At 57.6% G+C, this 10,617-nt stretch carries 9 protein-coding genes and 1 tRNA gene; 5 read left to right on the forward strand and 5 right to left on the reverse strand.

What is annotated here, in order from left to right:
• Positions 1–102: 102 nt before the first annotated feature.
• Positions 103–1,881 (reverse strand): twin-arginine translocase subunit TatC, encoded by a 1,779-nt coding sequence (locus SV253_05860; protein MDY6775589.1) that lies wholly within the window; start codon positions 1,879–1,881, stop codon positions 103–105.
• A gap of 96 nt (positions 1,882–1,977) precedes the next feature.
• Here SV253_05860 and tatC point away from each other — a divergent pair, with 96 nt between their 5' ends.
• From tatC to SV253_05880, 4 genes are all read left to right on the forward strand, one after another.
• Entirely contained in the window at positions 1,978–2,724 is a 747-nt protein-coding gene (gene tatC / locus SV253_05865) for a twin-arginine translocase subunit TatC (GenBank protein ID MDY6775590.1), read from the forward strand.
• A gap of 91 nt (positions 2,725–2,815) precedes the next feature.
• The gene (locus SV253_05870) at positions 2,816–3,376 is read left to right on the forward strand and encodes a GMP synthase subunit A (protein MDY6775591.1); all 561 of its coding nucleotides are present in this window, start codon (positions 2,816–2,818) and stop codon (positions 3,374–3,376) included.
• Between the two features lie 51 nt (positions 3,377–3,427).
• Entirely contained in the window at positions 3,428–4,156 is a 729-nt protein-coding gene (locus SV253_05875; GenBank protein MDY6775592.1) for a DsbA family protein, read from the forward strand.
• Positions 4,157–4,163: 7 nt separating this feature from the next.
• A complete protein-coding gene (locus SV253_05880; GenBank protein ID MDY6775593.1) occupies positions 4,164–4,751 on the forward strand; it encodes a hypothetical protein in 588 nt (195 codons plus the stop codon).
• Here SV253_05880 and cysS read toward each other — a convergent pair.
• Complete coding sequence (gene cysS, locus SV253_05885; protein ID MDY6775594.1) at positions 4,748–6,169, reverse strand: cysteine--tRNA ligase; 1,422 nt, start codon at positions 6,167–6,169, stop codon at positions 4,748–4,750. The genes SV253_05880 and cysS overlap by 4 nt on opposite strands.
• Positions 6,170–6,473: 304 nt before the next feature.
• Positions 6,474–6,547, reverse strand: a tRNA-Val gene (locus SV253_05890).
• Positions 6,548–6,640: 93 nt separating this feature from the next.
• Between SV253_05890 and SV253_05895 the strand changes: the two genes are divergently transcribed.
• A complete protein-coding gene (locus SV253_05895) occupies positions 6,641–7,342 on the forward strand; it encodes an HAD family hydrolase (GenBank protein MDY6775595.1) in 702 nt (233 codons plus the stop codon).
• On the opposite strand, the gene SV253_05900 is transcribed toward SV253_05895, so the two are convergent.
• Together SV253_05900 and SV253_05905 are read right to left on the reverse strand one after the other, a co-directional pair.
• Positions 7,297–9,180, reverse strand: a complete 1,884-nt coding sequence (locus tag SV253_05900) for a molybdopterin biosynthesis protein (protein ID MDY6775596.1) — start codon at positions 9,178–9,180, stop codon at positions 7,297–7,299. The two genes, SV253_05895 and SV253_05900, sit on opposite strands and share 46 nt — an antisense overlap.
• Before the next feature lies 1 nt (position 9,181).
• Entirely contained in the window at positions 9,182–10,390 is a 1,209-nt protein-coding gene (locus tag SV253_05905) for a molybdopterin molybdotransferase MoeA (GenBank protein ID MDY6775597.1), read from the reverse strand.
• Positions 10,391–10,617: the final 227 nt, after the last annotated feature.

A 10,617-nucleotide genomic window follows, 5' to 3' on the forward strand; every position in this document is an offset into this window, starting at 1 on the left:
GGGCTCTCTGCGCTGCTCGTTGAGGAAGGGGGCTCCGCGCTATCTTGTGCTGAAACCTAAGATCAGGACTCCGGTACTGGGGACTCAACTGTCCGTGTCTCACTACTCGTCTCCTCCCTCGCGTATTCCTCCGTCCTCTACGACACCCAGACTCTCGTTCTCCTCACGTACCTCTTTTATCTTACCGTGGCAGACTACCCTCGTAATTCCAAGAGAGACGAGGTAGAACCCCGAGAGCGGAACCGCTACGACTACCATCGTAAACGGATCGGGAGAGGTGATTATCGCACCGAGTGCGAAGACTCCTACAGTAAACTCGCGCCATTTCGACTTGAGCGTCTCGAACCTAGCGACCTTTGTCGAGACGAGTACGTACATCACAGCGGGCATTTCGGCTATAAACCCGAAGACGAACGAGATCATCAGGACGAAGTTGATGAACTCCTGTATCGTGTAGGTCGCGAGCATACCGCTGTCGACTATCGACCTCGAAAGCAGGCTCACCAGAACCGGAACCATTCCGAGGTAGGCGTATGCCACTCCGCCCGCGAAGAGACCCGCGAGTATCAACGCGCGCGAGACATAGAAGAACTTGGAGCCGTCCCCTGATATCACTCCCTCGGATATCAGGACGTTTCTGGAGAGATAGAGTATCACCGGTACGAGTGCGACCACACCCGCTATCAGACTCAGCTTAACCACGAGGAAGACCATCTCGAACGGCTCCAGGAGGACGAGGTTGACCTGACTCTGAAGCGACGACGACATGTACGAGACCGTCTGTTTCTGTATTGTCTCTATTCCAGCATAGAGTAGCCAGTAGAATATACCGCCCGTGACGACTAGGAAGACACCGACTATCTTCGCAGTGTGTGTCTTGAGGGCTCCCGCGACCGAGGAAGCCACGTCTATCAGACCCCGATCCTCTAAGGGCTTCGGCTCTGTGTCCTCCGTGTCTCCACTTTCACTCCCAGTCCCGCCCGAAGCCTCGGACTCCGTCTCCGCCCCTTCGACTACAGTCTCACTGTCACTGCTACTGTCGTCCGACCCCCCGAAGAGTCCAAGACTCGAGTCCTCGTCTTCTTCATCTGAGAGATTACGTCTCATCTCTCTGTCACGTTTGATCTCTCTCGGCGCGACCACTCTTATGACTCCGAGACCCACGAAGTAGATTCCAACTATCGGACCCAGGACGACTAACTGAGTCATCGGATCAGGAGAGGTGATCATAGCCGAGACGAACGCCGCGACTACGGTGAAATGTCTCCACTTCGACTTGAGAAAGTCGTAGGTCGTAATTCCCGACTTGACAGCGAACGTCATAGCCAGCGGCAGCTCCGCAGCGAAGCCGAATATCGCCGAGTAGGCGAGTACGAAGGTCACGAACTTCGATATACGGTAGGTCGGCTTGATACCCTGCTGTATAGCCGCCTGGGAGACGAAACGGAATATGAACGGCAGCATGAAGAAGTAGGCATATGCCACGCCGCCGACGAAGAGAGCTACCACGGAGACACCGAAGACGGTGAGTGTCTTCTTGTTGGGTATATCGCTCGGGTTCGGTAGCACACCTCTCTCCTTGAGCGGCTTCCTGCCGTAGTAGACAACCAGAGGTAGAACGAGTACTGCGCCCGCGATCATACCGATCTTCGCCTGGAGAAGTATGACCTCGAAAGGCTCGACATAGACTATCCTGACGCTCTCGACGAGAGCCAACTGCTTACTCTCGATGGCTTCGAAGAGGTAGACACGTAGAAAGGCTATCGTCGCCAGCATCCCGATCAGGAAAGTCACGACTATCTTGATGAGATGCTTCCGCGCCGAGTCGGCGACTTCGGCTACCCCGTTGTAGAGAACCTCCGCGCTCAGATCGTCAGCCATTATCCGAGTTAGTTTCTTGTGCTTATCAACTCTTTCGGCTCCAAGGGGGGATGCACAAGGTATAAACCCTGCTGATAATTACTATATGTACCACAGATGCCGCCCGAGGACGAGGAACTACCGCTGACAGCCCATATCGAGGAGATGGTGAGACGCCTCCTCGTAGTCCTCTTCGTGATATCGGTAGGGATGCTCGTAGTCTTCTACTTCTCGACCGAGATGATAAAGACGATCTGGTACAACTTCCTCCCCAACACTGAGATACGTGTCTACAAGCCGTTCGGACTCATACTCACGAGGCTCAAGTTCAGTGGTATGGCGGGAGTAGCCGCGGCGATACCCGTCCTAGTCTACGAGACCTTCGCATTCATGAAGCCGGGTCTCTACCCCAACGAGCGACGGTACTACATCGCCGTAGTCCCCGTCTCCGTCGTACTCGTTGGACTCGGTCTAGTCTTCTCGTACTTCGTGGCTCTCCCCGTCGTCTTCGACTACTTCCTGAGGTACTCCGAGCCAGTCGCCGACTCGGGACTCGGACTCTCCGAGACATTCAGCCTTATACTTCTCCTGTCTCTCGGACTCGGCGTAGTCTTCCAGATACCCCTCCTGATATTCCTCGCGGTCAAGATGAACGTCACCTCGCGCGACTGGCTAGCCTCGAAGAGGATAGTAGTCTGGCTCTCCTTCCTGAGCATAGCCTTCGTATTCGCGCCCGACCCGACGGGAATGGCGGCGGTCGTCGTCGCGGGAACTATGGTCGCTCTCTTCGAAATCACACTCTTCCTCCTGAGGTTCACGTCGGGCTCTGACTCCGAGAAGACCTCCGAGGCGTCGGGAGCGTGACCCTCGACTCGTCATACGATACGGTACGATCCGATGTCTGACCGGACTCGGAATGACAGACATTAATGTGAGACGGGACTAAGAGCCACCAATGACACGTATCGTTATAGTTGACAACGGAGGACAGTTCACACATCTCGAAGGCAGGGCGATGCGCGATCTGGGAGTCGAACACGATATAGTCGACAACTCGGTTCCGTCCAAGAACGTCCTCACCGACGACCCCGACGGCATAATCCTCAGCGGCGGACCCTCTATCGAAGAGGCGGGGAACTCGCGCGACTACCTTTCGCCCGACGTACAGGTTCCCGTCCTCGGAATCTGTCTCGGTCACCAGATAATAGCCGACGAGTTCGGAGGGGTAGTCGGCGAGGGGGACTATGGAGGTTTCGCCGATGTCGAGGTCGAGATACTCGAAAAAGAGGGTCTGTTCGAGGGATTCGACGACAGTATATCGACGTGGGCGTCCCACGGCGACGAGGTCAAGGAGCTACCCGACGACTTCGTCAAGACTGCGACGAGTGAGATCTGTGAGATAGAGGCTATGCGCCATGAGTCTCTTCCCTTATACGGAGTACAGTGGCATCCCGAGGTGTCACACACAGAGATGGGTCTCGAAGTATTCGAGAACTTCGTCTCTCTGTGTGAGTAGAGAACCCGAAAGAGGGAACAGGAATTTATTACTCGAAGTACAAGACTGAGTATGGACGACAGACGCAGAAGAAACTTCCTCCGTATAGCGGGTGCCGTAGGAGCCGCCTCGGTCGCTGGATGTACAGGAATGACAGGTGGGGGCGGTTCTGAGACAGAGGCTTCTGACTCCGGGTCTGGATCTGGTTCTGAATCTCAGTCCGATGCGACAGAGACATTCGAGAGCCACTCGTCGACAAACGGAATACAAGACGAGCCCTACCTCGGAGACTCGCCGTCCGAGACACAGGCGGTCATTGTCTCATTCGAGGGTCCCGGATGCCCATTCTGTGCGAGGTTCGACGACAACACTTTCCCTCAGATAAAGTCGGAGCTCATAGACACCGGCAAGGTCACCTACTACTCACGTCTCATGCCCGTCGTCGCTGACTGGGGAAACCCCGCGGCGCAGTCGCTCGAAGCCGTCTACTCGCGTGACGCCGACGCATACTGGGATCTCAAGGATTTCTACTTCTCGAACCAGGGATCGATCTCAACCGACAACGTCCTCGACGAGACCCAGTCGTATCTCAGCCAGAACACAGACCTCGACGCCGAGGCGGTCGTCGAGGAAGCGAGAAACCACGGCTACGACGAGGAGATACAGGACGACATGGAGGCTGGGCGGAACTCGGGTATAAGAGCGACTCCGACCTTCACACTCTTCAAGTCGGGTGAGTACGTCACCAAGGTACAGGGAGCGAAAGGCTACTCCGTCTTCGAGAACGCCCTCCAGCTATAACATAACAATGAGTCTCACGGTACCCAAACGTAAGGACGACTTCCGTCTCATGGCGAGGACTGCGCGCCTCGTCCTATCGGTTCCAGCCTACGCCGTACTCGCAGTCGTCGCGGGGTTCGTGGGTCTAAACGTCTTAGTCATCTCACAGAACATGGCGCTCTTCTTAGACACAGTCGTCACCGGAAGCCTGCCCCTCGGCGCGCGCCTCGGAATCCTCCAGGGTCTCTACCCCTTCGTGAGCCCGTCGTATCCCTTCGTGATGTCGGCTTTCATCTTAGCTGTCGCAGGGCTCTTCGGGGTCAACCTCTCGATGCTCGCCTACCATTTCAAGGAAAACGGCGTCTCGGTACGTGAAGGCTCCGGAAGTGTCGTAGGTCTCGTACTCGGCGTCCTCGGAGCCGGATGTGCGGCGTGTGGAACCGCCGTGCTCGCAGGCATACTCTCGGTCTTCGGAGTCGTCGGAGGTCTCGCCTTCCTGCCGTTCGACGGCGTCGAGTTTTCCGTCCTTGCGGCGGTCGCTCTCCTAGTCTCTGTCTACTGGATCGCCGACGGAATGAGAGGCGGCGAGGTAGCGGGCTGCCCTGTCGACGTCTAGTATCTGTACGTCGTGCCTTCGTCGGTGTCCTCGACCTCGACTCCCAGGTCACGGAGACCGTCCCTTATCGAGTCGGCTGTCTCGTAGTTGCCCTTCTGCCTCTCCTCCTCTCTCAGGTCGAGGAGTAGATCTATGAGGCTGTCAGACAGACCCTCCTTACTGCGTCCATCCGAGAAGTCGAATCCGAGAACCTCGCCGAGCTCTCTCAGAGTCCTCCACGCCTCGAAGAGTCCCTCGTAGTCATAGACTTCGTTGTCCTCGACGTGGGCGTTTACCTCGTTGACGAGATCGAAGAGAACTGCGAGTGCCTCGGGGGTGTTGAGGTCGTCGTCCATCGCCTCCTCGAACCTCTCCTCGGCTACCGAGGCTGTCTCCCTCAGGCTCCCGTCGGTCTCCTTAGCCTTCGCGGCGTCGGAGTCCATCGCTTTCTCGCAGGTACGTACGGCGTTCTCGATCCTCTCCCATCTCTTCGCGCCCTCTTCGAGAGAGCCGTCGTCGAAGCTCTGTGGCTTAGCGTACTGTGTCGATATAAGGAAGGCACGTATCTCGTTCGCCGAGTACTCGTCGAGTGCGTCGTGTACGGTCCAGAAGTTCGAGAGAGACGTCGACATCTTCTCGCCCTCGACCCTGAGAGGACCGACGTGCATCCAGTACCGCGCGAAGTCGTGGTCGGTCGCTGCCTCTGTCTGTGCTATCTCGTTCTCGTGGTGGGGGAATACGAGATCACGTCCGCCTCCGTGTATGTCGATTGTCTCGCCGAGATGTGTCGTGCTCATCGCCGAGCACTCTATGTGCCATCCCGGACGTCCCTCGCCCCACGGCGACTCCCACGAAGGCTCTCCCTCCTTCGACTTCTTCCAGAGAGCGAAGTCGGCGGGATCGCGTTTCTTTCCAGACTCCTCGCCCTGCGACTCGAGCTCTTCGAGCTTCTGTCCCGAGAGCTTGCCGTACTCCTCGAACTCCGAGACGTCGAAGTAGACGTCGCCGCCTGACTCGTAGGCATAGCCCTTCTCGATCAGAGTCCCGACCATCTCGGCTATGTCGTCGATGTGCTGTGTCACGCGAGGACGGACGTTGACACGTCTGAGGTTGAGTGCCTTCATGTCGTCGTAGACCTGGTGCGAGTACCTCGACGCGACCTCGCTCGGGGGGACGTCCTCGTCGTGGGCTCTGTCTATGATCTTGTCGTCGATGTCGGTGATGTTCTCGACATGCCTGACCTCGTAGCCCTTGTGCTCCAAGTACCTGTGAAGGACATCGAAGGAGACCCACGTACGTGCGTGTCCGAGATGTGGGTCGTCACTAACCGTGAGTCCGCAGACGTAGAGAGAGACAACACTGTCTTCCGAGTCCGAGTCGCGCGGCTCGAAGACCTCCTTCTCGCCCGTGAGTGTGTTCGTGATACGGAGTTCTCCCATACAGAAGATAGACGTATCTCGGGTTTAACTCTTTATTAACCCACAAAAGTTAGCTCAGTGGGTTCGCCCAGATCCGAACCGATCTTCAGAAAGATCGATCATCACGAAAATCTTCAATTTTCGCGCTCATCGCAAATCCGACTGCCAGAGTAGTATTTCAGAGATCAAGAGCGGGTGTGCTTCGCACACCCGATCCCGCGCGTCGAGGGAGCGACACCGTCGATGGGTTCGCCCAGATTCGAACCACGGTCACGACGTTCCCTGATCCGAATCTGTTCTCACCATTCACTCGTAAAACCGTTCATGGGTTCGCCCAGATTCGAACTGGGGACCTCCTCCATGTCAAGGAGGTGTCATAACCAGCTAGACCACGAACCCTCACCCAGATCTTAGTCTCTCGGATTAAAGAATGTATCGGATTTTAGCTGAAGGCACAAGGCATTATATCGGTGGAGACGTACGTAGAAGTAGATGTTCGACTACTACCTCTTCGACCTCGACGGTGTCATAGTCGACGTCGAGGAAGAGTACAGGAGGGCAGTCTTCGACGAGGTCGAGGATCGTCTCGGACGTTCCTTCTCCGACGACCAGATACGTAATCTGTGGCACGGCATCGGCGAAGACTCACGTGACGAGATACTCCGGTCGTGGGGATACGACGAGCCGCGTGACTTCTGGGACGTCTTCGACGAGGTCGACACAGTCGAGAGACGTTTAGAGTACACCTACGCCTACGACGACGCCTACTCGATAGAGGAGATCGACGCGAAGAAGGGGGTCGTGACACATTCGCCTCCCGAGCTCGCCGTCCCGGCTCTCGAAAAGGCGGGACTCGACCACCATTTCGACACCGTCGTCTCGTGTTCGTACGACATAGGCTTCAAGCCCGACCCTAATCCGATACAGAGATGTATGTCTGAGATCGGTGCCGAGCCCTCGTCGGACGCTGACACCGAGTCTACCGTCATGGTGGGCGACTCGACCTCCGATGTCAAAGGCGCGTGGAACGCAGGTATTACTGCGAGCCATATCGACCGTCTCGGACATCCCGTAGAAGCCGACATAAACGTCGAGTCGGTCGACGAGATCGCGTCTCTTGACGCGGCGCGTATCTCGAACTCAGGCGACTACCAGTTCTCGACGACCTCTCCGGCGTTCTCGACCGACCTGTAGCCGACCTCGTCTTCGAGATCGAGCGACTCTACGGTATTCAAGAATCTCTCGACACCGTCCTTCGAGGCGCGCGGTTCGGCGACGAGGAAGTCGAAGCTCTCCCATCTCAGAGGCACGAACCCGAGACCGTGTTCCTCGGCGACGTCTTCGAGACCTATGCCGACCTTCGCCTTCCCGTTCTCGACGGCGTTCGCGACTCCGTCGTGTGATCTGAAGCTCAGAAGCTCGACTTCTTTCTCGTCTTCTTCGAGAATCTCGTCGAGTAGGACACGTGTACCCGACGCGTCGGTGCGTCCCGCGAACCTGATGCCGTCTTCGATATCTCCTATTCCTTCGTACCCCTCGGGATTACCCTCCTCGACTACGAGACCCACATGTCTCTCGTATCCCCTCACGAGACACGCGTCCTCGACACCGAGGCTGTCTATGTAATCGGGAGAGGGGCTAACCCCCGATATGTCGGCGATTCCGTCCCTGACTTTCCTCGCTCCAGCGACCGAACCGACATCGAGCCATCTGGATCTCGCGTCGGTATCTTCGACTGCCTCGTTTACGACGCTGTCCGCCCCGCCCACGCCGAGAAGAGCCGGAGGCTCGACGTCGTCTCCGAGGAGAACTACCTCGACTTCGTCGCCGTCAGCGAGGTAGTTGACCTCCGACTCTACGACGACGTATCCGTCCGCCTCCGAGAGAGAAGTCGTCGCTCCGCTTCCTTTGTCGAGGCTGTAAGCGAGGAGACCTCTCTCGGGCGACTCGACGAGACCGACGGGAAGGAGACGTGTCCTACCGACGTCGGAACGTACCGAGTCTGCCATCACTGCCTCTGTCTTCCGCGACTCGGGTACCTCGGGGAGACCCGCGGCGTGTCTTACGACGCGCGACGCGAAGAGACGGAAGATCGATAGGGCGCTGATCGGGTTCCCGGGGAGACCGATATACGACGCGTCGCCGAGCCTTCCGAATATAGTCGGCTTCCCGGGCTTTACGGCGATTCCGTGGAGTAACATCTCGCCTTTCTCCTCTATAACTCGGTAGACGACGTCGACTGCACTCGCGCTCGTCGAACCGCTTGAGAGGACGAGGTCACAGTCCTCGCTCGCCTTTCTCAGTACCTCCTCCATCCTGTCGTAGTCGTCGCCGACGTGTTCGTATACGACCGGATCTCCGCCGGCTTCCTCGACCGCGGCGGCGACAGAGAATGTGTTGACGTCGAAGATCTGTCCGGCTTCGAGACTCCCTCCGGGTCTGACTATCTCGTCTCCCGTGCTCACGATGCCGACCTTCGGCTTCTCGTAGACGTCGACCTCGTCGAACCCGAGCGCCGCGAGGAGACCAATCTCGCGCGGCGTGAGACGTGTACCCTTCGAGAGGACACGTTCGCCCGCGGCGACGTCGGCGCCCGCTGACATTATGCTGTTGCCGGGTGCGACCGCCTTGTAGACCTCGACAGTTCCGTCGGTCTCCTGAGTCTCCTCGACCATCACGACTGCGTCGGCACCCTCGGGTATCACCGCTCCGGTGGGTATCTCGGCTGCCTCGCCTTCGTCTACGTCTATCTCGGGACGGCTTCCCGCACGTACCGTCCCTATGCCTTCGAGTTCAACGGGGTCGTCCTCTGTCGCTCCGTAGGTGTCCTCCGCTCTCACAGCGTATCCGTCCATCACCGACCGGTCGAACCCAGGAACGTCTATAGGCGAGTCGACAGCCTCCGACAGAACACGTCCGTCGGCTTCTCTTATACCGACTGTCTCGGTACGTCTCTCGGTCTTTAGCTCCTCTACGACCTCGACAGCCTCTTCGAGACTCGCTAAGTCCCTGAACTCCTTTCTCGTGCTCATCTTAACATCCCCACTCCCAGTAGACTGCCTCTATGACCTCACCCGCGTCGTAGCCCTCGTTCTCCTCACCGGTCTCGATAACTGCGTCAGCCTCCGAGACACTCGACAGGACTCCCGCGCCGCTCGTTCTCGTCGGAACTCCAATGTGTTCTCCGTCACGTCTCTCTACACTCACACGTGTGAATGTTCTCTTGCCGACCTCCGAGTTTATCTTCTCGTCTAAGACACAGTCGACCGTCGGGTCTGGCGGCGCGTCTATGCTTCCGAGTTCACGGACGGCGGGGCGCACGAAAAGGAACGAGTTGACCACACAAGACACGGGGTATCCGGGGAGCATCACGACCGGTGTACCCTCGACGACACCGAGACCCACAGGATGTCCGGGCTTTATTCCCACTCCGTGGACGAGTATCTCGCCGTTTTCGTCTATGACCTCCGGGGTCAGATCTCTCTCACCCACGCTCGATCCTCCCGTAGTCACGACCAGATCGGCGTCGGCGGCGTCTACGACGGCTTCCGAGATAGCATCGAAGTCATCTTCGACTATCTCCCCATACCGCGGTCTGCCACCCCATCTCTCGACGTAGTTCGAGACCATCTCGCCGTTTGTCTCTATGATCTCACCCGGATCGGGGTCTGACTCGACGAGCTCCTCGCCCGTCGGAATTACTGCGACCTCGGGCTTGTCGTAGACCTCGACCTCGTCTATTCCGAGACTCCTCAGAACCGCTATGTCACTCGGACGCAGACGGTGCCCCTCGTCGACGACGGAGTCACCCACAGCGACGTCCTCGCCCGCGTTGCCGACGTTCTTTCCCCTCGACACCCCGGTCTCGATCTCGACCATCCCGCCGACCTGTCTCGTGTCCTCGACCATCACGACTGCGTCGGCACCCTTAGGTATCTCCTCTCCCGTGCTCACAGCCACTGCCTCGCCTTCTTCGACCTCTCCCTCGGTGACTTCGAGTGACGACGGCGACTCCGTACTCGCGCCGTAGGTGTCTTCCGCCCTCACGGCGTAGCCGTCCATTGCCGCCCTGTCGTAGCCCGGAACGTTCCTCTCCGCCTCGACGTCGCTCGCCGCAACTCTGGCGTCGGCATCTTCGAGCACCACGGTCTCCGACCTCTCTATACGTGAGACATGGTCGAGGAAGACATCGAGGGCGTCGTCGAGACGCGTGTTACTTCTGAAACCGTGCTGTTTTCGCATTATTACTGCTTAGTTACATCGGTCGCTCAATAATACTGTCGGACACTCAGACGCGAACCACAATCTTTTAGGCTTACCTAATAGAAGGTCGTATTAGGTCAACCTAAAATGACTACGAACCACACCATAGCTGTAACAGTAGCGTTACTGATAGCCACCTTAGGGCTTGTATCTGCGCCCGTGGGTGCTCAAGAGACAGGCAACCAGTCGAACTCAAACGTAACTCA

The sequence above is a fragment of the Candidatus Afararchaeum irisae genome, assembly GCA_034190545.1.
GTDB lineage: Archaea > Halobacteriota > Halobacteria > Halobacteriales > Afararchaeaceae > Afararchaeum > Afararchaeum irisae.

What these genes read in the sequence shown, in the direction of transcription:
- SV253_05905 (MDY6775597.1), bottom strand. Translation starts at nt 10,390, where the DNA reads ATGCGAAAACAGCACGGTTTCAGAAGTAACACGCGTCTCGACGACGCC.
- SV253_05870 (MDY6775591.1), top strand. Translation starts at nt 2,816, where the DNA reads ATGACACGTATCGTTATAGTTGACAACGGAGGACAGTTCACACATCTC.
- SV253_05900 (MDY6775596.1), bottom strand. Translation starts at nt 9,180, where the DNA reads ATGAGCACGAGAAAGGAGTTCAGGGACTTAGCGAGTCTCGAAGAGGCT.
- SV253_05895 (MDY6775595.1), top strand. Translation starts at nt 6,641, where the DNA reads ATGTTCGACTACTACCTCTTCGACCTCGACGGTGTCATAGTCGACGTC.
- tatC (MDY6775590.1), top strand. Translation starts at nt 1,978, where the DNA reads ATGCCGCCCGAGGACGAGGAACTACCGCTGACAGCCCATATCGAGGAG.
- SV253_05860 (MDY6775589.1), bottom strand. Translation starts at nt 1,881, where the DNA reads ATGGCTGACGATCTGAGCGCGGAGGTTCTCTACAACGGGGTAGCCGAA.
- SV253_05880 (MDY6775593.1), top strand. Translation starts at nt 4,164, where the DNA reads ATGAGTCTCACGGTACCCAAACGTAAGGACGACTTCCGTCTCATGGCG.
- SV253_05875 (MDY6775592.1), top strand. Translation starts at nt 3,428, where the DNA reads ATGGACGACAGACGCAGAAGAAACTTCCTCCGTATAGCGGGTGCCGTA.
- cysS (MDY6775594.1), bottom strand. Translation starts at nt 6,169, where the DNA reads ATGGGAGAACTCCGTATCACGAACACACTCACGGGCGAGAAGGAGGTC.